19 protein-coding genes are annotated in these 24,995 nt (G+C 41.8%); 11 read left to right on the top strand and 8 right to left on the bottom strand.

Annotated elements, in window-relative coordinates; genetic code table 11:
- Positions 1-1,027 precede the first annotated feature (1,027 nt).
- Entirely contained in the window at positions 1,028-5,968 is a 4,941-nt protein-coding gene (locus NOS7524_RS04690; RefSeq protein WP_015137321.1) for a response regulator, read from the top strand.
- A gap of 1 nt (position 5,969) precedes the next feature.
- Here the strand turns inward: NOS7524_RS04690 and NOS7524_RS04685 are convergent, their stop codons facing one another.
- Positions 5,970-6,755: a phosphate ABC transporter ATP-binding protein gene (locus NOS7524_RS04685; RefSeq protein WP_015137320.1), complete on the bottom strand. Its 786-nt coding sequence runs from the start codon at positions 6,753-6,755 to the stop codon at positions 5,970-5,972.
- A 609-nt stretch (positions 6,756-7,364) separates the two neighbouring features.
- Here NOS7524_RS04685 and NOS7524_RS29845 point away from each other — a divergent pair.
- The 4 genes from NOS7524_RS29845 to NOS7524_RS04670 all read left to right on the top strand — a co-directional run bounded on the left by NOS7524_RS29845 (position 7,365) and on the right by NOS7524_RS04670 (position 11,206).
- A complete protein-coding gene (locus NOS7524_RS29845; RefSeq protein WP_171815347.1) occupies positions 7,365-7,514 on the top strand; it encodes a hypothetical protein in 150 nt (49 codons plus the stop codon).
- 652 nt (positions 7,515-8,166) lie between these two features.
- Positions 8,167-8,901: a hypothetical protein gene (locus NOS7524_RS04680; protein ID WP_015137319.1), complete on the top strand. Its 735-nt coding sequence runs from the start codon at positions 8,167-8,169 to the stop codon at positions 8,899-8,901.
- A 112-nt stretch (positions 8,902-9,013) separates the two neighbouring features.
- The gene (locus NOS7524_RS04675) at positions 9,014-9,781 is read left to right on the top strand and encodes a DUF1350 family protein (RefSeq protein ID WP_015137318.1); all 768 of its coding nucleotides are present in this window, start codon (positions 9,014-9,016) and stop codon (positions 9,779-9,781) included.
- Positions 9,782-10,069: 288 nt separating this feature from the next.
- The gene (locus NOS7524_RS04670; protein WP_015137317.1) at positions 10,070-11,206 is read left to right on the top strand and encodes a PP2C family protein-serine/threonine phosphatase; all 1,137 of its coding nucleotides are present in this window, start codon (positions 10,070-10,072) and stop codon (positions 11,204-11,206) included.
- Here NOS7524_RS04670 and NOS7524_RS04665 read toward each other — a convergent pair whose 3' ends face one another.
- The 4 genes from NOS7524_RS04665 to NOS7524_RS04650 all read right to left on the bottom strand — a co-directional run bounded on the left by NOS7524_RS04665 (position 11,207) and on the right by NOS7524_RS04650 (position 14,279).
- Positions 11,207-11,533, bottom strand: coding sequence for an STAS domain-containing protein (locus NOS7524_RS04665; protein WP_041555555.1), 327 nt, complete (start codon positions 11,531-11,533; stop codon positions 11,207-11,209). It abuts the gene before it with no gap.
- Positions 11,534-12,514: 981 nt separating this feature from the next.
- Positions 12,515-13,225 carry a nucleotide exchange factor GrpE gene (gene grpE, locus NOS7524_RS04660; RefSeq protein WP_015137315.1) on the bottom strand — a complete coding sequence of 237 codons (711 nt, stop codon included), beginning with the start codon at positions 13,223-13,225 and terminating at the stop codon, positions 12,515-12,517.
- Positions 13,226-13,335: 110 nt separating this feature from the next.
- Positions 13,336-13,827, bottom strand: coding sequence for a Dps family protein (locus tag NOS7524_RS04655; protein ID WP_015137314.1), 492 nt, complete (start codon positions 13,825-13,827; stop codon positions 13,336-13,338).
- A 188-nt stretch (positions 13,828-14,015) separates the two neighbouring features.
- Entirely contained in the window at positions 14,016-14,279 is a 264-nt protein-coding gene (locus tag NOS7524_RS04650; RefSeq protein ID WP_041555554.1) for a ParB N-terminal domain-containing protein, read from the bottom strand.
- 112 nt (positions 14,280-14,391) lie between these two features.
- On the opposite strand from NOS7524_RS04650, the gene NOS7524_RS04645 reads away from it, so the two are divergent.
- Positions 14,392-16,053, top strand: a complete 1,662-nt coding sequence (locus tag NOS7524_RS04645) for a SpoIID/LytB domain-containing protein (protein WP_015137312.1) — start codon at positions 14,392-14,394, stop codon at positions 16,051-16,053.
- Between the two features lie 842 nt (positions 16,054-16,895).
- Here NOS7524_RS04645 and NOS7524_RS04640 read toward each other — a convergent pair.
- Positions 16,896-17,192, bottom strand: a complete 297-nt coding sequence (locus tag NOS7524_RS04640) for a ferredoxin (RefSeq protein WP_015137311.1) — start codon at positions 17,190-17,192, stop codon at positions 16,896-16,898.
- A 359-nt stretch (positions 17,193-17,551) separates the two neighbouring features.
- On the opposite strand from NOS7524_RS04640, the gene NOS7524_RS04635 reads away from it, so the two are divergent.
- Together NOS7524_RS04635 and map are read left to right on the top strand one after the other, a co-directional pair.
- Complete coding sequence (locus tag NOS7524_RS04635; protein WP_015137310.1) at positions 17,552-18,571, top strand: Gfo/Idh/MocA family protein; 1,020 nt, start codon at positions 17,552-17,554, stop codon at positions 18,569-18,571.
- The gene (map, locus tag NOS7524_RS04630) at positions 18,568-19,332 is read left to right on the top strand and encodes a type I methionyl aminopeptidase (RefSeq protein ID WP_015137309.1); all 765 of its coding nucleotides are present in this window, start codon (positions 18,568-18,570) and stop codon (positions 19,330-19,332) included. Before NOS7524_RS04635 ends, map begins: the two co-directional genes overlap by 4 nt.
- Positions 19,333-19,634: 302 nt before the next feature.
- Here the strand turns inward: map and NOS7524_RS04625 are convergent, their stop codons facing one another.
- A complete protein-coding gene (locus NOS7524_RS04625; protein ID WP_015137308.1) occupies positions 19,635-20,990 on the bottom strand; it encodes a pentapeptide repeat-containing protein in 1,356 nt (451 codons plus the stop codon).
- 539 nt (positions 20,991-21,529) lie between these two features.
- Here NOS7524_RS04625 and NOS7524_RS04620 point away from each other — a divergent pair.
- On the top strand, positions 21,530-22,300 hold the full coding sequence (locus NOS7524_RS04620; RefSeq protein ID WP_015137307.1) for a tetratricopeptide repeat protein: 771 nt from the start codon (positions 21,530-21,532) through the stop codon (positions 22,298-22,300).
- A gap of 9 nt (positions 22,301-22,309) precedes the next feature.
- Entirely contained in the window at positions 22,310-23,194 is an 885-nt protein-coding gene (locus tag NOS7524_RS04615; protein ID WP_015137306.1) for an SDR family oxidoreductase, read from the top strand.
- A 6-nt stretch (positions 23,195-23,200) separates the two neighbouring features.
- Here NOS7524_RS04615 and NOS7524_RS04610 read toward each other — a convergent pair whose 3' ends face one another.
- Positions 23,201-24,379, bottom strand: coding sequence for an ATP-binding protein (locus NOS7524_RS04610; RefSeq protein WP_015137305.1), 1,179 nt, complete (start codon positions 24,377-24,379; stop codon positions 23,201-23,203).
- A 45-nt stretch (positions 24,380-24,424) separates the two neighbouring features.
- On the opposite strand from NOS7524_RS04610, the gene NOS7524_RS04605 reads away from it, so the two are divergent.
- Entirely contained in the window at positions 24,425-24,988 is a 564-nt protein-coding gene (locus tag NOS7524_RS04605; RefSeq protein WP_015137304.1) for a Uma2 family endonuclease, read from the top strand.
- Positions 24,989-24,995 lie beyond the last annotated feature (7 nt).

The raw sequence follows: 24,995 nt of genomic DNA, 5'->3' as shown, positions 1-24,995 counted from the left end.
AAGATATGACATATTTTCAGTAGAAAATAGCAGTTTTTACTACTCTAGCGATGGGGTGATTTCATCAAATTGCACAAGATATAAAATTAAAATGGATCAAAAATGCTAAGTCTTGTCATAGGTGAATCATGAACTGAATCGAATTGCGCTATAAATTAAGAAGGTGTGGAGAGCAAATAAAATATTGTTTTAAAATATCCTTTTACATTGGGTTTAACAAGCTTATTCTCAAAATCCCCAATTATTAAATATTTTCCAGCAAAATCTTCGACTTTCTGAAAAATATTTATTTAATTCAGGACTTAAGCAGGTGTCACACTCAACCTATCTTGTAGGGTGCGTCAGATGCCAAAAATCTGTTGAGAATAGCGAAAAACTCAAATCTGAAGCCCCCTACGAATGTGCCAGATGCGTAAGTCCTAGAATTAATTCACATTCTCAACTTGTCTGTATCTTTTGGAGAAGATTCCAGATTTTAAATAAGTTGTGTAGTGGCATGGCAAGCTTAAAGTAGTGCAAAAATAAGTTCTTGTGGTGTGGGCATCTTGCCCGCACTGGACGGGCTAGAAGCCCATCCCACAAGAGAGTTTTAATGCAACATTTAAGGCTTGACACGCCAGTAGGGTGTGTTATTGCGTCAGCGTAACGCACCACTAAAAGTTTGCGGTGCGTTAGAACTAACCTTCGTAAGCCACAATACCAGATTCAAGTCTATTGTGGATTATCAAAGAAAGGCAGAGGGCAGAGGGCAGAAGGCAGAAGGGATTTATTTAAATATCTAACTTAAGTATGATGACATAATATCACGTCAGTCCAGATCAAAAATATTGAGCTACTATGACTGCTTCTCAGGTAGAGAATAATTAATTCACTTGCTCAGAATAATACTTATAAAGGCGCTTGCACAGTATTAAAAATACAGCCAGGGCATCACTTGAAATGAATTTTAATTAAAAATTTTTTCAAAAGTGCCACTCAGCGCGTCAGGGTGGCAAAACAACCACAAACTCCTCCAGGATGAAAGATTATGACAACTCAGCAGTTAACCAGAGAAAATGACAACTTAGATTTACAACAGCTATTAAAAACGTTAACTGCTGTTAAAAAAGGTGACTTTTCTGCCCGGATGCCTATCGACCAAACAGGGATGGCGGGAAAAATTGCTGATGCTCTCAACGAGATTATTGAGCAGAATGAACAAATGACAAGCGAGTTACAACGCATCAGTAATGTTGTTGGTAAAGAAGGCACCATTACTGAACGTGCCTCTTTAGGCAATGTGCGTGGTTCTTGGTCAGATTCTATTAATTCTGTCAATACCCTAATTACAGATTTAGTTCAACTGAATGCTGAAACTACTCGTGTGATTCGGGCGGTAGCCAATGGTGACTTATCCCAAAGCATCAATCTAGAAATTGACAACCGACCCCTCCAAGGAGAGTTTTTGCAAACAGCCAACATTGTCAACACAATGGTAAATCGGCTGGGTTCCTTTGCCAGTGAAGTCACCAGGGTAGCCCGTGAAGTGGGAACAGAAGGGAAGCTAGGCGTGCAAGCAGAAGTCAAAGGCGTTGCGGGTACTTGGAAAGACTTAACCGATAACGTAAATTTAATGGCGGGTAATCTCACCGGACAGGTGCGGAACATTGCCGAAGTTGCTACGGCGATCGCTAATGGCGACCTGTCTAAAAAAATCACTGTCGATGTTAAAGGCGAAATTCTGGAGTTGAAAAACACCGTCAACACAATGGTGGATCAACTCAACTCCTTTGCTAGTGAAGTCACCAGAGTCGCCCGTGAAGTAGGAACCGAAGGTAAACTTGGCGTACAAGCAGAAGTCAAAGGCGTTGCGGGTACTTGGAAAGACTTAACCGACAACGTAAATTTGATGGCGGGTAACTTAACCGCCCAAGTCCGCAACATTGCCACAGTTACCACAGCTGTAGCTAACGGCGACTTGTCTAAAAAAATTACCGTCGATGTTAAAGGTGAAATTCGGGAGTTGAAAAACACGATTAATATCATGGTGGATCAACTCGGTTCCTTTGCTAGTGAAGTCACACGGGTAGCCCGTGAAGTGGGAACAGAAGGGAAACTAGGGGTACAGGCAGAAGTTAAAGGCGTTGGCGGTACTTGGAAAGACTTGACCGACAGCGTGAATTTTATGGCAGGCAGTTTAACAGCGCAAGTCCGCAACATCGCCGAAGTCACAACAGCCGTAGCCAATGGCGACTTGTCTAAGAAAATCACCGTTGATGTCAAAGGCGAAATTCTGGAGTTGAAAAACACAATCAATACAATGGTGGATCAGCTCAACTCCTTTGCTAGCGAGGTGACTAGAGTCGCCCGTGAGGTGGGAACTGAAGGTAAGTTGGGTGTGCAAGCCTATGTCAGGGGTGTGGGTGGTACTTGGAAAGACTTGACTGATAACGTCAACTCAATGGCTGGGAATTTAACCGCCCAAGTCCGCAACATCGCCGAAGTTACCAAAGCCGTAGCTAATGGCGACCTTTCCAAGAAAATTACCGTTGATGTCAAAGGTGAAATTCTGGAGTTGAAAAACACGATTAATACAATGGTGGATCAACTCAGTTCCTTTGCTAGTGAAGTCACACGGGTAGCCCGTGAGGTGGGAACCGAAGGTAAACTTGGTGGTCAAGCACAGGTGCAAGGTGTAGCCGGAACTTGGAAAGATTTGACAGATAACGTCAACTCAATGGCGGGGAACTTAACCGCCCAGGTACGGGGCATTGCTAGAGTGGTGACAGCTGTTGCCAATGGTGACTTAAAGCGCAAACTCATGCTCAATGCTCAAGGTGAAATCGAAGCCTTAGCTGAGACAATTAACGAGATGATTGATACCCTTGCCACCTTTGCTAATCAGGTAACGACAGTAGCACGAGAAGTCGGCATTGAAGGGAAATTAGGCGGCCAAGCCAAAGTCCCTGGGGCGGCGGGGACATGGAAAGATTTAACGGATAATGTTAATGAACTGGCGGCCACCCTCACCACGCAATTACGAGCGATCGCAGAAGTCGCCACAGCCGTCACTAAAGGCGATTTAACCCGTTCTATCACCGTGGAAGCCCAAGGAGAAGTAGCCACCCTCAAGGACAACATCAACCAGATGATTGCTAACCTGCGGGAGACAACCCAGAAAAACAATGAGCAAGACTGGTTGAAAACTAACCTGGCCAAATTTACCCGAATGCTACAAGGTCAGCGTGACTTGGAAACCGTCACTAAACTGATTCTCTCAGAACTAGCACCCCTGGTAGGAGCGCAACATGGCGTATTCTATCTTATGGAAAGCACAGAACATCCGCCCTATCTGCAACTACTCAGTAGCTATGCTTACCGTCAACGCAAACATCTGGCTAACCGCTTCTATCTGGGTGAAGGTTTGGTAGGACAATGCGCCCTGGAAAAAGCCAGTATTTTATTAACAGAAGTACCAGATGACTATATCAAAATTAGCTCTGGGTTAGGAGAAGCTACGCCACTCAATGCTGTAGTGTTACCTGTACTATTTGAAGGACAGGTGACGGCTGTGATTGAATTAGCTTCCTTCCGGCGCTTTAGTGAGATTCATTTAACCTTCCTCGACCAACTCACCGAAAGTATTGCGATCGTTCTCAATACGATCGCTGCTTCCATGCGTACCGAAGAATTACTCAAGCAGTCCCAGTCTTTAGCCGAAGAACTGCAAAGCCAGCAAGACGAACTCCGCGAAACCAATCAACTATTAGAAGAACAAGCCGAATCACTCAGAGCCTCTGAGGAATTGTTAAGGAAACAGCAAGAGGAGTTACAACAAACCAACACCGAACTAGAAGAAAAGGCAGAATTACTAGAACAGCAAAAACAAGAAGTAGAGCGCAAAAATCGCGAAATCGAACAAGCCAGATGTTCTCTAGAAGATAAAGCCGAACAACTAGCACTTTCATCGAAGTATAAATCGGAATTTCTCGCCAATATGTCCCATGAGCTGCGGACACCCCTAAACAGTTTGTTGATTTTGGCGCAATTGTTGAAAGATAACGTTGATGGAAATCTCACCAGTAAACAAATCGAATACAGCCAAACCATTTACTCGGCGGGTAATGATTTGCTGGCATTAATTAATGACATCTTAGATTTAGCCAAAATCGAATCCGGTACAATGTCTGTCAATCCGTCCCCGATCCTGTTGGCAGAGTTGGCAGAACAGATTGAGCGCAACTTTGGACAAGTCGCCCAAAATCAAGGGCTAAACTTTGTGATTGAATTAGCGCCAGAGTTGCCCATCAGCATCAATACTGATGTCAAACGTTTACAACAAATCCTCAAAAATCTCCTTTCCAATGCCTTTAAATTTACAGAACAGGGAGAAGTCCGCCTGCGGATTGCGGTAGCCAAGCCAGGCTCAAGCCAAACCACCTTAAATCGCGCCCAATCTGTCATCGCCTTTGCTGTCAGTGATACAGGTATTGGCATTGCTCCTGACAAACAAAAGATTATTTTTGAGGCATTTCAGCAAGCTGATGGTACTACTAGCCGCAAATATGGCGGTACAGGCTTAGGTTTATCCATCAGCCGCGAAATTGCTAATCTTTTAGGGGGAGAAATTAAACTCGTCAGCCAACTAGGTCAAGGCAGTACATTTACACTCTATTTACCACAATTGAGTCCTGAGTTTCGAGTGCTGAGTAATGAGAGTTTAATCTCACAGCTAACCCCCAATCCCCAATCCCTAGTCCCCAGTCCCCAATCCCTCCTCGAAGACGATCGCGCCACCATCACCACGACCCAAGACAGTAACGTACTGTTAATTATTGAAGATGACGTGAACTTTGCCCGTATCTTAATAGATATGGCCAGGCAGCAAGGATTTCAGGTAATTACTGCCCAAAATGGTAGTTTAGGTCTGAGTTTGGCCCAGGAATTTCAACCAACGGCAATTTTACTCGATATCCGCTTACCAGAGATGGATGGTTGGACGGTGTTAGATCGCCTCAAGCATGATCCCAATACCCGTCATATTCCTGTACACATTATCACTATTGAAGAAGGACGGCAGCGTGGTTTACAGTTAGGCGCGATCGCATATTTGCAAAAACCCGTCACCAGTGAGGCGATATCGGAAGCTTTGAGCAAAATTAAAGGTTTTGTGGAACGGCGGGTGAAAAATTTGCTGGTAGTGGAAGATGATGATACTCAACGCCGTAGCATTGTCGATTTAATTGGGAATAGCGATGTGGCAACAACGGCTGTAGGCAATGGTGCAGCCGCCTTAGCAGCAATTCGCACCCAGCATTTTGATTGTGTAGTTCTGGATTTAGGGCTGCCTGATATGACTGGGTTGGAACTAATTGAGCAGATGAAACGAGAACCCAACGGTGCTACTTTACCCATCATTGTTTATACCGGTAGGGAAATTAGCAAAGCCCAAGAAACGGAATTGCGACGCATCGCCGAGACAATCATTATTAAAGATGTGCGATCGCCTGAACGGCTGTTGGATGAAACGGCTTTATTTCTCCACCGAGTCCAAGCCAATTTGCCTGCATCCCAGCGCCAAATTATTGAGCAATTGCATTCCCAAGATGATTTGCTAGCGGGGAAGAAAGTCTTAATTGTCGATGACGATGTGCGTAATATCTTCGCCTTAACCAGTATGTTGGAGCGTTATCAAATGCAGGTTATCTATGCGGAAAACGGTAGAGAAGGATTGCAATTATTAGAAAGTCAACCAGATATTGATGTGGTTTTGATGGATATCATGATGCCAGAAATGGATGGTTACGAAACCATGCAATTGATTCGTCTGCAAGAGCAATTTCAATCATTGCCAATGATTGCTTTAACAGCTAAAGCTATGCCAGGCGATCGCGATCAGTGTATTGCCGCAGGTGCATCAGATTACATTGCTAAACCTGTAGAAACAACACAGCTAATTTCTCTGCTGCGAGTTTGGCTGTATCAATAGTTCAACCAATTCGCGCTAAAACATATTCACGAGTGCGGGAATCGAGAGGATTACTAAACATTTTTTTGGTAGTCCCAAATTCCACCAGTTGCCCAGTCCGATGTTCATTCAAGCTAAAAAAGGCTGTAAAGTCGGATATGCGAGTGACTTGGGATAAATTGTGGCTGACTATCACCATTGTTAATTCTGAGCGCAAACGTAAACTCTGAATTAAACTCTCTACTTTCATGCTAGCCACAGGATCAAGACCAAAACAAGGTTCATCCATCAGAATCACTTTTGGCTTGACAGCTAAAGCACGCGCAATACAAAGTCGCTGTTGTTGTCCACCAGAAAGCTCTAAAGCTGATTTATACAACTTATGTTTGACTTCATCCCACAAATCAGCATCTTTGAGGGCATTTTCTACAATTTCATCAATTTCAACTTTTGGTCGCCACCCGACTATTTTCACCCCATAGGCCACATTATCATAAACGCTCATCGGAAAAAGATTTGGCTTGGGCAGCACTATACTGACTTGACGGCGAAGTCGATTTAAGTTCACTCGCCGCTCATAAATATTTTGATTAAAAAATTCTACCCTCCCTTCAACCTGCACCTCTGTCTCTAATTCGTTCATGCGATTGAGGCATTTAATGAAAGTAGACTTTCCACAACCACTAGGGCCAATAATTGCAGTAACTTTGCTTTGATAAAAATCTACAGACACACCTTCGAGTATTTTTTGGGTGTCATAATAAAAGCTGAGATTTTTGACTCTGATGGCTGGAATTAGTTTATTCATGCTGGTATAACTTGTGCAATAAATATTGACTCAACAAATCAGGAAAAATCAGTGATGGTGTTTCACTATTTGCGAAGCCAATAGGGACTCGCTATAACTCTGTCAGGAGGAGACTAGCATTCATATATAGCTAAATCACAGCATTTAGCATACGGATATTGCTCACAAAATCATTTTCTGGAATTAAAACAGTTTGGTATTATTTCATCATGTTAAAATCAAGCAAATAACAACACTGATATATTTGTGTACTCATTCATGTGTTTAAATAGAGATCAAATTTCTTGATTCTCAATCATCATTTGAATTATCTCATTACTGTAAGCGACTGTCAGGAAGTATATTAATTTAATAGGATATAGACGACAAACATCGGTAAAATCACTGGTTAATTTAACATTTTTCGTCTAAGAACCCTAACATTTACCTATACAAAGGTAATACATGATAGAGCAGTACATCAAGTATAAGCCTATGCCAGTAGCTGGGAACTACTCTCAGTATTAATCTTACAAAAAATATAATTGCTATAGGTGGATATAAATTAAGAAAATTGATAAATTCTCATATTTATCAGTGTGAAAGTTCATCAATTTTTTATGAAACGTGATGCGTAAAACTCCCGGATTTATCCGGGGGTATCAGCATATGCCTGAATTTATTCAACTTTCTGATGTTAATCAAATGGCCAACATTTTGCGATCGCCAGCAGTTAAAGCCTGTTTTTTGGACTTACCACGCTCAACAAGAAGCCTTTGATGACTGGATGATAGGGACTGTATACTTTATTTATCCGCATTTAAAGTTTGGCCCCTGGTGACTGTTCGAGTGCTGTCAAGGAGATTGTTGTAGTAACCCATGCTACAAGGCAGTCTAATCTGATCTAGGGTGTGACAGTCTACTACTTCTTCTAAGATACAAGGGTGTTTTACGGCTTTGAGAGGATATGAATTAGCCGTAAAGAACCACTAAACCCAGTACGTTATTAACACACCCTAAAATTTAATACGTCCCAAGTTCTGCACTGAAAAACATCCACATTTATTGCTAAATATTACACAAAAAAGTATTGATTTATCTAGGATTACAGCCATTATCAAGGCAAATAGTGTATCATCATTAACATTAAAAAACCAGACAAAATACAAGAACTATTAGCCATCTCTAAATTTGATTGTTATATTATCAATACCTTCGCCAAAATCCGATACTCTAGACAAGTGCGGTTATCTAAACATCAACACCTTAGCGGCTACTATATGAGTTTTTAGCAGTAGTACCCACAGGGGTTATATGAGGATTTCAGCCCACCAAGGTAAAATCTGTACCTGTAGCTCCAAACTTTTCGCCTGTGGATGTTTCACAAAATCGACGAAGGGATTGACTATACTAAACAATTATTCTGGCAAAAATGGGGAAAGCTGTGCGTAATGATTTACATGGCTTGGAGATTAGTCAAAAGGAACTACAACAACTGACTGATTTACCTGTTAACGATGAACTCATTATCATCATTAACCCTTTAAAAAAATTAAGTAAGGATATTATCAAAAAACTCAAAGGTTCTGAAGGAGCTACAGTAATTTTTCTGAGCGTTTCTATATTTATTTTCGGCTATCTTGCTCTTGATGTGTTAATTAAAATATTCGCCACTTGGATAACAATTCCCTCTTGGTTATTATTAATCATATTATGTCTTTTGGGGGGTGGATTTACCCAAGGGTTTTTATATTATTGGTGGCGTAGCAGATTAAAAATCATTAAAAGAAATATGACGCATTCTCTGCAAATTCTTTTAAATGATGTGGCTCGATATAATGCTGTCATCAAAGCTATAGATATTAATGACCAAATTGAAGATGCTGGTAATTCAGGGGTAAGTATTAAAGAGCGAGAAAAAGTAATAGCAGCATTGAAGTTAACCAGAGATGATTTAATTAGAGCTTTGAAAACAGAAAAAATTTTGAGAGAAAATAAGAATTTTATTATCAAAAATACAGAATTATTTGCCAATAATTTAGCCACTTTAACCGCGATGCAAGTTACAGAACAAGCTACAGAACATGGCAGGTTACTCAATGAAGCCTTGCAGATTGCTTTAGATGTGCAACAAGAAATGAATAGCTTACAAAGTCAGTCTTATTAATCTAGAAATATAGTAGAAGCAGCAAGTAAAGATTTTTTCCCAGCCCCTAGTCCCCAATCCCTAGTCCCCAGTCTACTATAAAGAAGTGTGAATAAAGCGATCGCCTACAGGCATGGATTGGAAAGAAATTAGAGGTAACTGGGTACTGATTCCCCCAAATCCCGTGGGTATCATCCATTTCTTAGGGGGTGCATTTGTTGCTACTGCACCTCATATAACTTATCGTTGGCTACTAGAACAAGTAGCCGCTAAAGGATATGTCATTATTGCTACGCCCTTTGTCAATACCTTAGATCATATTGCGATCGCTCAATCTGTATTGCTCAATTTTGATCGCACCATAGAACGACTACACGATTCTGGCGCACTCCGCAAGCTTTACCTCCCCACCTATGGACTTGGACACAGTATGGGGTGTAAACTCCACCTACTCATCGGTAGTCTATTTCCAGTCGAACGAGCAGGTAATATCTTAATATCCTTTAATAACTATGCAGCTAAAGACGCTATTCCCTTGGTGGAACAGTTCAATTCTACTTTGATGATTGAATTTACTCCCTCACCACTAGAAACTAACAAACTGGTGCAGGAAAGGTATAATATCCGTCGCAACTTATTAATTAAGTTCAATAACGATAACCTTGATCAATCAGCAGCTTTAACTAAAATCCTACAAGCACGCTTTCCGGAGATGGTGACAGCACAAATCTTACCAGGAACCCACACGACACCGTTAGGTCAAGATATCAAATGGCAAACAGGCTCATCCTTCAGTCCCTGGGATGCTGTGGGACAATGGTTTAAACAGGAAGTATATCGGGACTTAAACCAGCTAAAACGCTCTCTACTGTTATGGTTAAATCCCCTATCACCACCATAAGCTGAAGCCGGGGAGTAAGGGACTTCCAGCTAAAAAAAATATACAATCGCAAGGGGTAGCAGAGGGAGCAGAGGGAGCAGAGGGAGCAGAGGGAGAGGAAGAATCTGATCAACATCTTTGCTCTGACTCATTGAATAATTTATTTTCTGGAAGTCCCTAAATTGAATACAGTCGATGGATAATTAGAGATAGTTGAGTATTATTTTTGCATTAATAATACTCAACTGATACTATTGAAAATATTTTTATTATTAATTTGTATTATCTAAGTATCTATGAAAATCTTTTATGTTTAAAATATTAGTCATTGATGATGACCTCTCTATCCAAATACTACTCAAACGCATCTTGCAAAAACAAGGCTATGAGGTAGTTGCTGTTAGTAATGGTGAGGAAGGCATTGCTCAAGCACTAGCTTATCGTCCAGCACTGATTATTTGTGATTGGATTATGCCTGGCTTGAATGGATTAGAAGTTTGTCATCGGATTAAGACAGATCCTAACTTATCCACAACCTTCTTTATTTTATTAACATCTTTAGATTCTGTAGCCGATCGCGTCAAAGGTTTAGATGCTGGTGCTGATGATTTTATCACTAAACCCATTGAACAAAATGAAATGCAAGCCAGAGTCCGAGCCGGATTGAGACTACATCAATTGAGTCGAGATTTGCAAAACCAAAAACTCCGCCTAGAAGAAGAACTCAAAGAAGCCGCAGAATATGTGCGATCGCTTCTACCAGAACCCATCCGCTCACCCTTTACCATCAACTCTCGCTTCATCCCTTCACAGCAACTTGGTGGCGATTGTTTTGATTACTACTGGCTAGATTCTGACTCCCTAGCTATATACCTCCTAGATACAGCAGGGCATGGACTAAAAGCTACTCTTCCTTCCATTTCCGTACTGAATCTGTTACGTTCCCGTGCTATTAAAACTCTCAATTACTATCAACCTAGTAATGTCTTAAAAGGTTTAAATGAAACCTTTCAAATGAATTATCAAAATGACAAATACTTTACTATTTGGTATGGAGTTTATAACCGAGTCACACGACAGCTAACCTACGCCAGTGCTGGACATCCACCAGCCATTTTAATATCTGGAACATCACCAACTAGCACCGAAGTTCAAATTTTGAGAACTCCTGGTATGCCAGTAGGTATGTTTCCAGAAGCACAATATATTGATGCTTACTGCAATGTACAAAAGTTGAGTAGTCTGTATATTTTTAGTGATGGTGCTTATGAAATCAACAAACCAGATGGTACACTCTGGAGTCTAGATGGTTTTGTCCAGATACTTGCCAGCGTACATCATACTGTTGATTACCAACTTGATCATATATTGAATTATCTCAGGGCTTTGAACTCCAAAGATACCTTTGCAGATGATTTATCAATACTACAAATTAAATTTGATTAACTAACTTTTGGAAAGTATTGCTTGATGAAATTCATCTTGACTATTAAAAATCTCAAATACTTTATCCATACCAGTTAATTCAAATAATATTCTGACTTGCTCATTAATTGAACAAAGAAATAGCTTTGTTCCTGCCGCTCTGAGAGTTTTAAAAGCTAATACTAAAGCTCCCAAAGCAGAACTATCCATAAAAGTGACTTCTTGACAATCAACTAAAACGATTTTTGCACCACTGTCTACAAGATTAGTGATACTTTCTCGCAATTCCAGAGAATTGGTAGTATTGATAATTCCGGTAAGTTTAACAACTTTTACTTGCTGATTCATTGTATTTTCAACCCGATTACTGTAAGAGGACATATGAAATTTGCCAACATTATATAGCAACAAGCATCTTTTAGTGGAAACGATGCAGTAAACTCTGAGATGTAGATTACTTATGAAGTGTTACTCATAATTTAAACTAATCAAATACAAATATTAGCATACGCAAATTATATTTAAATACAAATTCCTCCTATAAAAATCATTAATTGGTCAAAAATTGAGATGAAATTTTATCTAGAAATATTCTATATCTTCACTGATTACATAACATTTTGGTAAGTGCAATAGTCATAAGGTAAGAGTTATGAACATAACTTAAATTCAAAAGTAAATTTTGTATACCTTGTGCCAAAATATTAATTTTTCAAAAAAGCAATCAAAAAAACTGCAAAAAATTCATAAATTTTCTCAAGCCGTAAATATTAAAGCCTGAGCATTGGGTATTGGGTATGAGAAAAACTCTTTCCTGATCTCCCTGGCAATTCCCCAATCCCCAACCTTTCTAAATCCCTCACTCTTGAGGAATAGCAATAGTAATTGCAAACTCTGTACCACCTCCCAACTGTGAAATACATTCCAACAACCGCCATGCTTTTCCGTAATAATTTAGTGACAAATAGATAGCCCCATAGCAGTCCCATTACTAATGGGATTTGTAGTGGAAAAAGGGTCAAATCGTTGTTTAAAGGCTTTTGGCATTCATTGGGCTGCCCGAAGTCCTGTAAATAAGAGTTCATCTGCTGATACTGGAGGTTATTGCCTCGGATGCTTTAGTATTCCCAGTATTTGATATTTCTCAACAGGAGATTGGGTGATATAGCTGTAGCCAATAAGATTAGGACATCAGGAAATCATAAAACCATTACCATCAGAGGCTTTTAAACCTGTCACCCCTAAAGGGGTTCACCACTTGCTATATGCCGGGGAACCCGTCCACCGCAGTGGCTCACCTGTCACCTGTCACCTGTCACCTGTCACCTGTCACCTGTTCCCATTAAGGCTGACTTTGGCTCTATAAAGTAACTTATCACCTTGTAGGTAGCCTGTGTAGCGAATCTTGACTATCTCCCCTGGTTGTGCGGTTCCTTCCAATAATTGATGCAGTTGAGGATTGTAGGGTAATTCTGCTCCTACAGGTGCGATCGCCTCCACTCCCCAGGCTTGTAATAATTTTTCTAGGGGTTTTTGTACTAAGGGTAAAATTTTAATGGCTGCTAATTCGGGGTTCTCTTGGGCTTTTTGGGCGGCTGTCGGCCATTGTAATAATAAAGATTCCAGCAGTTGCAAACTTGACTGCTGGAATTCTTGTAGCAATACTTCTCGCTGCTTTTCTAGTTGTTGTTGCGATCGCTCATACTCTCTTTTTAAATCAGCGATTTCTTGGGGATTGGGGACTGGGGATTGGGGACTGGGGACTGGGGATTGGGGACTGGGGATTGGGGACTGGGGACTGGGGATTGAGGATGGGTACTCAGGATTTGAGACTAAAAAAGTGGCTACTAATTCACTCAAAGGCATTTGCAGCACCTGCGATAGCTTCAGTAGTATATCTAATCGCATCTGCTCTAGTTTGCCCTGTCGTAACCGCAAGATTTGCCGTTCGGAAACACCAGCAGTACGACTCAGGGCTTTAAAACTAGCAATACCTACCTGCTGCATTAAGTTTTGCAACATTTGAGTGCGATCGGGCATGGGAAATTGGGATTGGGGATTGGGGACTGGGGACTGGGGACTGGGGACTGGGAAAAATCAAGAAGAATTTACTTACTCTGCGCCCCGATCCCCTACTCCTGTGCCTCTTCCTATTCTTCCAATAAACTTCTCAACATCCAAGCGGTTTTTTCATGCACTTGCATCCGTTGAGTCAATAAATCGGCGGTGGGTTCGTCGTTAACTTCGTCAACTATGGGAAAAATTGAGCGTGCAGTGCGAACTACCGCTTCTTGTCCTTCGACTAGCAAGCGAATCATGTCTTTGGCTTTAGGTACGCCGGGAGTTTCGGGAATTGAACTCAGGTTGACATATTCGCTGTAAGTTCCCGGTGCGGGATAACCCAAGGCTCTGATTCTCTCAGCAATTAAGTCCACAGCTAAAGCCAATTCTGTATATTGTGTCTCAAACATCAAGTGCAGTGTTTGGAACATTGGCCCTGTGACGTTCCAGTGAAAATTATGAGTTTTTAGATACAGTGTATAAGTGTCCGCTAACATCCGAGATAAACCTTCAGCAATCTTCGCTCTGCTGTCTTCATCAATGCCAATATTGACACTTTTAATTGTTGCTTCAGATGACATGATTTTTCTCCTAATTGAGTAATGATGTATTGGGTATCGGGTATTGGGTATTGGGTATTGGGTATTGGGTATTGGGTATTGGGAATAAGACTAACGGGCAAAGATTAAGCTCAGGATATGAATATTCCCCCAATCCCCAGTCCCCAATCCCCAGTCCCCAGTTCCCAGTCCCCAGTCCCCAATCCCCTTTACGCTAAGTGCATCTTCAAAACACTACTTGGAGCTTTACGGATTCTAGCTAAAATGGTTTCTTTACCTAAACGTTGGCAGGCTTCATACCTATGGCAACCTGAAAAGCCATAATACTGTCCATCTACTTCTAAGACATCTATGGGTTCTTGCTGTCCAATTGCTGCAATCGATGCCATCAAGGCTTGCACTTTTTTGGGATCGTTGCCACGGGGCAATGGCCGCCGAATTTGATTTAATGGAATTTCTTGTACCCTAACCATGAGGAGTAAACCCACTGAATTCTATTTCGCCTTTAAATAAATCATACTCATTATGACTTCGTTTTGCAACTAATTTGAGAGCAAAAACGGTAAGGGTATTATTGGAGCAATCATGCGACACAACCAAAACACTATCAAGCAATTGCCACCAGCCAAAAATACAGCAGGAAGGCATCGGACATCAATCAAATATCCGATTTGGCATTTTTCCTACACTCTACTAACGGTATTCTGTTTGTTGGGATTGACTGGTGCATCTGCGACTGAGGACAAGTTTCAGGATTTAGAACTGAAAATTGGGATTGTGCAGCGATTTGGTGAGGAGTCTACGGACAAGTTGCAACTAGAGCCGACACAAGGCGATCGCATCAGGTTAAAGTTTCAAGAGGGTAACAAACAGCGAATTATAGACACCCAAAACCCCGTCAAGCTAGAAACAGTGATGCAAGCTTTACCCCAACCAGCAATTGCAGAGGTGTTAGTTTTAGGTACATATAGCACCTATGAAACGGCTGAAGATAGTGCCGAAAAGTGGCGAAAAAAAGGGCTAGAGGTAGAAATTGCCCAGCCAGATCGTTGGCAAGTGTGGGCGAAACGCGATGTTTATAATACACATTTATTGCGACGTTTATTGTTACAAAGCGTAAAAGCTACGGGCAATCAAACCGCATACGTTGACACGCAAGTTCTACCCAAAGTACCGCGAGTTAGTTGGGTAGTGGATGGCAAACGCTACAGCCAGAATGATGTAGAAATTAGTACCATCAAAAATTTAATTCGAGTCAAAAAAGGTGAAAAATTAGAGACAACGCGACTGTATGCCGGACGCTTAGATTTTCAGCCCAATGCTTATGGGACGTATACTCTAGTTAATCAAGTACCTTTAGAAACTTATTTGCGCGGTGTTGTTCCTCACGAAATCGGGACTACAGCGCCAGCAGCATCACTAGAAGCCCAAGCAATTCTGGCGCGGACTTACGCTTTAAGAAATCTACGTAGATTTGCGGTAGATAACTATGAATTATGTGCTACTACTCACTGTCAAGTTTATTATGGTTTGTCTGGCAGCCATTCCAGAACAGATCAAGCGATCGCTGCTACCAGAGGCAAGGTACTCACATATAATAATCAGCTCATAGATGCCCTCTATTCTTCTACTACTGGCGGTGTTACCGCTTACTTTAGTGATGTGTGGAACGGAGAGGATCGCCCTTATTTACGCCCTGTAGTAGATACACCGACTAATTTGTGGAACTTATCAAAGCAGAGTTTAGCAGACGAAAATAACTTTCGGCAGTTTATCAACTTGAGACAAGGATTTAACGAAAGTACCTGGAATGTGTTTCGCTGGTCTAAAGAAACACCTTTAGATCAGATTATCAAAGACTTGCAGAAATTCTTGCGGGTAAAAAACCGTCCCTATGCTAACTTTAAGACTATTGAGGCTATGGCAATTACCAAGCGTAGCAAAAGCGGACGCATTCTTGAACTAGCAGTCAAAACTGATATTGGTGTATTTACCCTCGAAAAAGATGAAGTACGTAGTGCCTTTGCTGCTCCTAGAAGTACACTTTTTTACATAGAGCCATTAAACAAAGGTAAACCAGAGTTGTGGGGATTCGCCTTTATTGGTGGTGGTTTAGGACACGGTGTTGGCTTAAGTCAGACTGGCGCTCAAAATTTAGCCAAATTAGGTTGGTCTAGTACCAAAATCTTGCAGTTTTATTATCCAGGAACGCAACTTCAACTGCTGAGTGAAGAAATCAAGTTTTAACTGGCCTTCAGTAACTACGTATACCAGACTAGAGTCCACAGGAGAGCAATTGTTACTCACAAACCACTACTCATACCATTTCACGAAAAACCTGATACAGATGTAAACCCTGAAAGCTTTGCTGTATCTAAGTTTTTTAATTGCGTTAGCGGAGCGGGGCGTTAGCCCATTGCGAATTGGTATCAGCCCTGTATATGGAGTCAGAATTCAGATTGACACTCTCCCGGTTATCGAAATTTCGCTATTGCTCATTTCGATGAAAAACCGGGAGATTCTTGGTTCAACGAGTCCACTTAACTTAGATTCCTTGCGGTATCTAAGCCAGAGGTGGTTCTCTCCCCAAGCGTTAACTTTGGGTATGCCCTACCCTAGTTGCATTACTGCAAAATTTGTTTGTAGTTAAATGCTGTTCGTCTAGTACCTGTGAATCTTTTACCTACTTCCAGGTGATACTAGAACTACGAAGTAGAACCATCTAGATTCAGTTGTCAAGGTTCAGCATCTGCGTGTTAAGCAGCAAATGGGTTTTTTAAGTGGTTGATTACCCTTCCACTGTTGGCAATTTTACCATGAACACGCATATTTTAATATGCGTTTGCCCTACATCTCTGCTCTAAAGAGACAGAGTTTTGGGCTTCTCGTCCTAACAGATAATTATCTGCGATGGGCTACTGCATCATTAGGGTGATACATCGCGCTTAATTAAACAAGTAAAAAATCAGCTTTTACTGAAAATAAACTCCATCCTGGCTGGGGTGGAGTCATTTTCTGGGCATAGCCTAAGCGCAGGCTATTCTGAATACGGGATTCTGACTCCGGTTAATTATTGAGATGTCTAACTCTTAGTAGAGTTCTTCTTCTTTGTGAGTTTCGATGGTGACATCAGAGGTGGGATAAGCAACACAGGTGAGTACGTATCCAGCTTGGATCTGATCGTCGTCTAAGAAAGATTGATCGGATTGGTCAACTGTACCAGATACGAGTTTACCTGCACAGGTAGAACAAGCGCCAGCGCGGCAGGAGAAAGGTAGATCAAGACCTTGCTCTTCAGCAGCATCTAAAATGTATTCATCATCGGGTACGTCGATGGTAGTGGATGCGCCTTCAAGGTCGATGAGTGTAACTTTGTAAGTTGCCATTGTATTAATCCTCTCTTTGTGCAAACGGCAGTAATTAATTTATCCCTAAGCAAAGCTTGCGGCCATTCTTGGGGGATGAGCCGTTGTTTCAAATTTGCTTCAATTCTGATACTACGAGAAAAATTAAATTATGTAACTCGAAATCCACCGCGATTAGTAATGAGATTGAGTTACTAGATATGAATAAGTTTTTTTTATACTATTGCCCATCTCAAAGGTTCGTTATTAGAAAAAACTATGTGTAGAAATGAAAACATAAGTTTTTTTAGTATCACTTGAGTGTATGGGGGAATATTCGTAGTTCAGTTCTTGCCCAGTCCCGACTCTCCACAGGCAGCAAGCAGGACTGGTGATGATTTATGTATAATTCAAAGGCAGCTTTGGGAAATATACAAGTGCGTGTGGGTTTAGTTGGAACTGGGTATGCGGCAAAACTACGGGCAGAGTCGTTCGTGCAAGATGAGCGATCGCATTTAGTGGCTGTTGTTGGTAATACACCAGAAAAGACACACAGCTTTGCTCACACCTACGAGGCTGAGGTAGTAGCTACTTGGCAGGATTTGGTAGAGCGCCAAGATTTGGATTTAATAGTCATCTCCACAATTAATCGCGATCATGGAGCGATCGCTCATGCAGCATTATCAGCAGGGAAACACGTAGTTGTAGAATATCCCCTATCTGTGGATGTGGAAGAAGCCACCGCCCTGATTGCTTTAGCGAAAACACAGCAGAAATTACTCCACGTTGAACATATTGAACTTTTAGGTGGTTTACATCAAGCTTTAAAGCAAAATTTAGAAAAAGTTGGTCATCTATTTTACGTGCGCTACAGCACTGTTAATCCCCAAAATCCCGCACCCCGCAAATGGACGTATCATCATGAAATGTTTGGCTTTCCTTTGGTTGGTGCGCTTTCTCGTTTACATCGACTGACTGATTTGTTTGGCGAAGTTTTCTCAGTTAACTGTCATCAACGATACTGGGAAACAGATCCAGACTATTATCAAACCTGTTTTTGTATTACTCAACTGGGTTTTAAGAGTGGATTACTGGCACAGGTAATTTATGGCAAAGGCGAAACTTTATGGCAGTATGAACGGAAATTTGAAGTTCATGGTGAAAATGGTGGTTTAATTTTTGATGGGGACACAGGATTTTTTATCCACGGTGGGGAAACCACGCCCATAGAGGTAGGAACTCGTCGTGGCTTATTCGTCAAAGATACTACGATGGTGTTAGATCATCTTTTTCATGGCACGCCTTTGTACGTCACCCCAGAAGAAAGTTTGTATACTCTAAAAGTTGCTGATGCTGCCAAAAGAGCTGCACAGACTGGTTTAACTATATTTGTGACAGATACGTTAAATAAAAGTTCATGAAAACCGAGCCAATCGTTATCTTATCCCAACGAGAAATAGAAAAAATGCGGCAGGCAGGACGCTTGGCAGCTAAACTTCTACAGCATCTTGAGCCAATGGTAAAGCCAGGCGTGACGACTCTCCAACTTAACGATGAGGCGGAACGTTGGACACAAGCACAGGGAGCCAAAAGTGCGCCTTTAGGCTACAAGGGTTTTCCTAAGTCAATTTGTACCAGTATCAACGAAGTCATCTGTCATGGCATTCCCAATGCTAAACAAATTCTCAAAGATGGTGACATTATTAACATTGATGTGACACCAATTGTTGACGGTTATCACGGTGACACATCCAAAACTTTTATTGTTGGCAATGCTGCTCCTAAAGTCCAAAAGTTGGTGGAAGTAACAGAAAAATGCCTGTATTTGGGAATCGCTGAGGTAAAACCAGAGGCGCGGATTGGCGATATTGGCGCGGCTATACAAGAGTATGCTGAGGCGCAGGGCTTTTCTGTGGTGCGGGACTTTGTGGGACATGGTATCAGCCGTGTTTTCCACACAGCACCGGATATTCCCCATTATGGTATACGGGGTAAGGGCAAACGTTTGCGTCCGGGAATGGTATTTACCATTGAGCCGATGATTAATGAAGGTACTTACGAAGTGGAAATGCTCGGTGATGGGTGGACAGCCGTAACACGCGATCGCAAATTATCAGCGCAGTTTGAGCATACTGTAGTTGTCACAGACGATGGGGTAGAAATCCTCACGCAAGCTAGTTGATTTAACGCAGAGGTGTGCAGAGGTTCACGCAAAGTAGCGCGGAGTTCTTTTGTGAGATATTTCCTTACTATGGTGATACTTCCCACACCTTATATAGCAGAAGGCAATAGGCAAGAGGCAAGAGGCAATAGTAAAATCCATGCCATGAATGAGTTTGAGCTTTTAGTCATGTCCTAATCGCCTTGTCTACAGCTATAGATTAGGACATCCAACAATCCTAAAACCCTGACAATGAAAGGCTGTCACCTGTAACCTGTCACCTGTCACCTGTCACCTGTCACCTGTCCCCTGCTATATCTTGACTACCTTCCCAACTGATTAGGAATCCCTTCACAACCGCCGGGAATCGTACTTCTAGTTTTTTCCCCACCCCAGGTACAACAGTAATGACGGACAGATTCAGACATTCGTTGTACGTTGGTAAAATCAGCATTTTCTACGACAGCACCCGTAAATTCCCCGGTTTGGTAATTGGGTGGTTCGGTGCGACTGCGGGGTGATGCTTTCTCATGTGAGCCGTAGAATAGACGTACCCCATTTAAGTCAGCACCACTGAGATTAGCATCGTATAAGATAGTACGGGAAAAATTGGCTTTAACTAAATCACAACCACTAAGGTTAGCACGGACAAGATTGGCTTCGCTCAAATCAGTCCAGCGTAAATCTGTATGTGCTAAGTCGGCGGCGGCTAGCATGACACCTAAATCGATGACGCGCACACCATCCAAACGATCTTCCTCGTAACCGCCAATACCGTTGAGAATAGCTCTACCTAAACGGCGATCGCGTTTGAGGGGTGTGAGTAACTTAGAACGGGACAAGAAACGGAGAATTTTGGCTTTCCCACTACCGTCAACACTACTAAAAATTGCTGCTGTGCGACCTTCCGCGATCGCTCTTTCTTGGGGCCAATCTTCTAATAATCCTTCTTCATCTAACACCAAGTCAGAAACGCCTTGGAAGTAGGAATCGATGGTTTGTTGTTGGGTAATAATATTTTGCTGAACTGTTAATAGGTTTTGCTGAATTGTCAAGTCTTTGGAGATGACGTATTGTCGCCACGCTACATACACAGCAATAATGGCGATGAGAATTTGTCCCAAAGCGCCAAACCACTCCGCCAGAGTCCCCGACGCTTCCCAGTTAACTCGTTTTCCCCACAACAGTAAGCGATCGCCTAAACCAGTAAACTTTACACTACCAATGAGTGCTACTATCATTCCCACCAAGGCCACAAATACGGTTCTATCTTGAGCAGTAAACCATGTCTGGACTAGATATTGTAGCCAGGGTAAAAGGATTGCTAAAGATAACAGCAAAGTCCCCAGCGTCCCAATTGTGCCGATAATCCAGTTATTGAGGACAATGCCTAGGATAGTCAGGGCGATCGCTATGACTGTAATTAACAACGCCCTCGGCTTGACTATTAATTGCGGTTTAGGGCTGGTGGAGAAGTTGGAATGGGCTTGTTGCAGGGCGGCTGTATTTTGCGGAGATTGTAAAGAAGAAATCGCAGCTAAGGCTTGTTTAGCTGCCATTGTTCCGGGGGTGAGGTGATTGTCACCTGTTCTGGCACCATCAAAGTCATTGGGTTGCAAATCATCTTCAGGGATGAATTCTGGGGTTGGTGGTTTGGGGGAATTAGGTTCACTCGTCATGTTTTCTATTTTGCCCTAGTAGAATCAATTACCCAAGGTATTCAATAAAGATGGGTGACAGGTTACAGGTGACAGGTTACAGGTTACAGGTTACAGGTTACAGGTTACAGGTTACAGGTGATAGGTTACAGGTTACAGGTGACAGCTAGAAGTCAAAAGACATCTCCAAAAAAGAATGTAGAGACGTTTCATGGAACGTCTCTACAAGGTTTCTGGAAAACGCATATTTAATTTCTGGAGATGTCTAAAGAGAATGTTTCATCAAATAGCAGTCTTATAATAACTGCGATCGCCTGGTGGGGCATAATCTATTGCTTCACCAAGTATCCAGTAATTTCACGACTTTTGAGTTTCAGGACATAGTAACAATTTGCTTTCATTAACACAGTATGGTAAAGTTTCATGACCAACAGTTATTTCAAGAAGTAGAGTAAACTGTCAAAATATGCACAAAACTATCTCAACACATTCGTGATGGCTAATACGATTTCAGAAAATGGGTAGTTTTAACATTGGTTTATGAGTTCTATAGGTGCAGTATGATCGGGCGACAATGTTTAGTTGCCTGTGGTTTTATTGTTTTCTTTGTCTTTGGTTGTAGTGATGGGGTAAAGTCATCGACACAAAAGACTAAGGAAGTGGTAAAGCAGATTAATGTTTCCCAGGTACTTACAGAAGTAAAGGATAGCCAAAAAGCAGAGCAGTTATTTCTGCAAGGGAATCATTTATTTGATGGGCAACGTTATCAAGATGCGATCGCCGTATATGATCAAGCCATCGCCATTAAACCAGAGAGTGCAGATATTTGGATTAATCGGGGTAATGCCTTAGCATCCTTGCAAAAATATAAAGATGCCCTCTCATCCTACGATCAAGCGATCGCTCTCCAGCCACAGAAGGATGAAGCTTGGTATAACCGAGGCAATGTATTAATAACTCTGCAAAATTATCAAGGTGCAGTAGCAGCATACGACAAAGCGATCGCCCTCGAAGCCAACAAAGCCGCAGCTTGGATTAATCGGGGGATTGCGTTGACGAAAATGCAACGATATCAAGAGGCGTTAAAGTCCTATGAACGAGCGATCGCCCTCAACCCGGAAAAACCAGAAGCCTATTACAATCAGGCTTGTACCTATGCCTTACAAGGTAATCTGGGATTAACTATTACTAATTTAAAAAAAGCGATTCAACTCGCCCCCGATAAGTACCAACAGTTAGCCAAAGTTGACCCAGATTTTGCTAAAGTACGCAATAATCAGCAGTTTCAGGAATTGATTCAGGAGAAAAAGGAGCTAGAGGAGAGGGGCTAGAGGCTGGATATGAGAAAACTGTTAATTACAGGAGCAAGTGGTTTTCTGGGATGGCATCTTTGCCAAATAGCTAAACAAAATTGGCAAGTTTATGGAACTTATTGCTCCCATGATTTAGAAATTCCTGGGATTAATTTAATTAAATTAAATTTAACCGACTTTGCAGAATTAAAGCAGATATTTCAAGAAATTCAACCGGATGCAGTTATTCATACAGCCGCGCGATCGCAACCAAACTTTTGTCAAACCCATCCTGAAGAATCACATCTAGTTAATGTTATTGCCTCTTGTAATATTGCCGGGCTGTGTGCAGATTATCAAATTCCTTGTGCTTTTACATCAACTGATTTAGTTTTTGATGGCTTAAATGCTCCTTACAAAGAAACAGATGCGGTGTGTCCCGTTAATATTTATGGTGAGCAAAAAGTATTAGCAGAAATAGGGATGTTAGAACGCTATCCCATGACAGCAGTGTGCAGAATGCCATTAATGTTTGGTAATGCCACACCGACAGCCACAAGTTTTATTCAGCCATTTATTGAAATTTTAACAGCAGGCAAAGAACTCAATTTATTTATTGATGAATTTCGCACACCAGCCAGTGCAGATACTGCGGCGCAGGGGTTGTTATTAGCATTAGAAAAAGTGCATGGCATTATTCATCTAGGCGGCAAAGAACGGATTTCTCGCTATGATTTCGGGCGGCTTTTAGTCGAGGTTTTTCAACTGCCTGAGACTGGACTTAAAGGTTGTCGTCAGCAAGATGTGAAAATGGCAGCACCAAGACCAGCAGATGTTTCTTTAGATAGTTCTCAGGCGTTTATCTTGGGGTATAAACCTCTATCTATCAAAGAAGAGTTAGAGGCTATTAAATCGATTGAGGTAAATACTTAAAAGTGTTTACTCAATGCTTTGTTGTTTAATCAACCAGTCACGGAAATGGGAATGATAAAGACTGTAATCAGTTGCTTCAGCGTTGCGTTCCTGTTGTAAAAATTCAGTCCAATGTTCTAGAACTTCCTCAACTTCAAATTCATCTGTATCTAGAATCTCAGCGATCGCGGCTGCTAATATTGGTGTTGGCTGCTTGACTAATTGACGCAACACCGCCGAGGTAAATTCTGAGTGTTGTGCAGGTGGAATCATTGCCTGTAAGTGCTGCTGATAATATGTCTCTAAACCTGGGGGAATTTGATTGTATTGAAACGGTTCAGAGTAGAAACCATCAGCAATAGCTTGAAGAATCTGGCTGAGGTACATAAAATTATTTTCCGATTCCGTGGTGAGGTGCGTGCAGAATTCTTGTTCGCTTGACCCCTCCCCCAACCCCTCCCCTGCAAGGAGAGGGGAGTAATTTTCTTGTCCCCCTCGTCCAGTCTCATGTCCCCCCCTTCCCTCGTAGGGAAGGGGGGTTAGGGGGGTTAGGTTCTCCCGAATATAACCTTCAACATCCCGCCGATTTTCTGCTGGATAATCTGCTAAATCCAGACTTTGAGACGGTGCTTCAATTAACAAACCCGACTTTTCCCTGACAAATGGTCTACGGGTGAGGAGAAAGTAGACACCATCCGGGAGATAGCGGGGGAGATAAAACAAATTCGCGCCTGGGGGTTGTAAATTGCGGTCAATAAAATTTAACCCATCAATGGCAATAATTAACTTTTGATTGTCTTGCAACTGTTCACTAATTTGCTGAAGTAGCAACGATAAAAACCAACTCCCGTCTGTGGCGTTATCTGGGAGGTGATTGACAGATGTTTCCTGCAACGTCTCTAACAATTGCGTGCAGATATTCCTCAGAAATTCGTCAGCCCGATTTTTACCTGCAAGTTCCACGTTGTAATAGACAACATCAGGATTATCTAGGGCATATTTAGCCAGAATCGCACTTTTACCGCTACCGGGTGCGCCGATGATAGTAAAGTAACCGCGATGATAACGGTGAATAAAGTCATGAATCGCTGTAAAGACAAATTCACGCCCGATAAAGTTGTGGCTTTTTGCGGTAATAATTGGCTCAAACTCCCTAGGATGTCCTCTGGGATGATTAGTGGCGGGTGGTGTGGGTGATGAATTCATAATTATGAGAAATAATTAAAAGATAAGGTGAGATTGGGGGTAGTTATGACTGTGCAGTTATTAAGACGGAAGTTCACAGTTGAGCAATACCACAAAATGATTGAGTCGGGTATTTTTACAGAAGATGACCGATTAGAACTGATACGGGGAGAGATTATTGAGATGTCGCCGATAGGGACAAAACACGCTGCTTGTGTGAATCGTCTGATTAATTTGTTGGTGCAGTTGTTGGGAAAGCGTGTCATAGTTGCTGCTCAAAATCCTATTGCGTTGAACAATAATTCAGAACCTCAGCCGGATGTTGCATTACTCAAACCCCGTGATGATTTTTATGAAAGCGCACACCCCCAACCCCAGGATATTTTTTTACTGATTGAGGTGGCTGATTCGACTGTGATGTATGACCGGGAAGAGAAGATTCCTTTATATGCAGTAGCAAACATCATGGAAGTTTGGTTAGTAGATATTCATGAGCAAATTGTGGAAGTTTATCAACAACCAGTTGCCTCAGGCTATCAGCATATTCATAAATTTACTAGCGGTCAAACTTTATTCATTCCAGCTTTCCCCGATGTGAATATTAGCGTCAGCGACATCTTTGGCAGATAAAATTATT

The organism is Nostoc sp. PCC 7524 (genome assembly GCF_000316645.1).
Lineage (GTDB): Bacteria > Cyanobacteriota > Cyanobacteriia > Cyanobacteriales > Nostocaceae > Trichormus.
Note: the sequence above shows the minus strand (reverse complement) of the source record. Positions and strands in the feature narration are given on the sequence as shown.

What these genes read in the sequence shown, in the direction of transcription:
- NOS7524_RS04690 (WP_015137321.1), top strand. Translation starts at nt 1,028, where the DNA reads ATGACAACTCAGCAGTTAACCAGAGAAAATGACAACTTAGATTTACAA.
- NOS7524_RS04685 (WP_015137320.1), bottom strand. Translation starts at nt 6,755, where the DNA reads ATGAATAAACTAATTCCAGCCATCAGAGTCAAAAATCTCAGCTTTTAT.
- NOS7524_RS29845 (WP_171815347.1), top strand. Translation starts at nt 7,365, where the DNA reads ATGCGTAAAACTCCCGGATTTATCCGGGGGTATCAGCATATGCCTGAA.
- NOS7524_RS04680 (WP_015137319.1), top strand. Translation starts at nt 8,167, where the DNA reads ATGGGGAAAGCTGTGCGTAATGATTTACATGGCTTGGAGATTAGTCAA.
- NOS7524_RS04675 (WP_015137318.1), top strand. Translation starts at nt 9,014, where the DNA reads ATGGATTGGAAAGAAATTAGAGGTAACTGGGTACTGATTCCCCCAAAT.
- NOS7524_RS04670 (WP_015137317.1), top strand. Translation starts at nt 10,070, where the DNA reads ATGTTTAAAATATTAGTCATTGATGATGACCTCTCTATCCAAATACTA.
- NOS7524_RS04665 (WP_041555555.1), bottom strand. Translation starts at nt 11,533, where the DNA reads ATGAATCAGCAAGTAAAAGTTGTTAAACTTACCGGAATTATCAATACT.
- grpE (WP_015137315.1), bottom strand. Translation starts at nt 13,225, where the DNA reads ATGCCCGATCGCACTCAAATGTTGCAAAACTTAATGCAGCAGGTAGGT.
- NOS7524_RS04655 (WP_015137314.1), bottom strand. Translation starts at nt 13,827, where the DNA reads ATGTCATCTGAAGCAACAATTAAAAGTGTCAATATTGGCATTGATGAA.
- NOS7524_RS04650 (WP_041555554.1), bottom strand. Translation starts at nt 14,279, where the DNA reads ATGGTTAGGGTACAAGAAATTCCATTAAATCAAATTCGGCGGCCATTG.
- NOS7524_RS04645 (WP_015137312.1), top strand. Translation starts at nt 14,392, where the DNA reads ATGCGACACAACCAAAACACTATCAAGCAATTGCCACCAGCCAAAAAT.
- NOS7524_RS04640 (WP_015137311.1), bottom strand. Translation starts at nt 17,192, where the DNA reads ATGGCAACTTACAAAGTTACACTCATCGACCTTGAAGGCGCATCCACT.
- NOS7524_RS04635 (WP_015137310.1), top strand. Translation starts at nt 17,552, where the DNA reads ATGTATAATTCAAAGGCAGCTTTGGGAAATATACAAGTGCGTGTGGGT.
- map (WP_015137309.1), top strand. Translation starts at nt 18,568, where the DNA reads ATGAAAACCGAGCCAATCGTTATCTTATCCCAACGAGAAATAGAAAAA.
- NOS7524_RS04625 (WP_015137308.1), bottom strand. Translation starts at nt 20,990, where the DNA reads ATGACGAGTGAACCTAATTCCCCCAAACCACCAACCCCAGAATTCATC.
- NOS7524_RS04620 (WP_015137307.1), top strand. Translation starts at nt 21,530, where the DNA reads ATGATCGGGCGACAATGTTTAGTTGCCTGTGGTTTTATTGTTTTCTTT.
- NOS7524_RS04615 (WP_015137306.1), top strand. Translation starts at nt 22,310, where the DNA reads ATGAGAAAACTGTTAATTACAGGAGCAAGTGGTTTTCTGGGATGGCAT.
- NOS7524_RS04610 (WP_015137305.1), bottom strand. Translation starts at nt 24,379, where the DNA reads ATGAATTCATCACCCACACCACCCGCCACTAATCATCCCAGAGGACAT.
- NOS7524_RS04605 (WP_015137304.1), top strand. Translation starts at nt 24,425, where the DNA reads ATGACTGTGCAGTTATTAAGACGGAAGTTCACAGTTGAGCAATACCAC.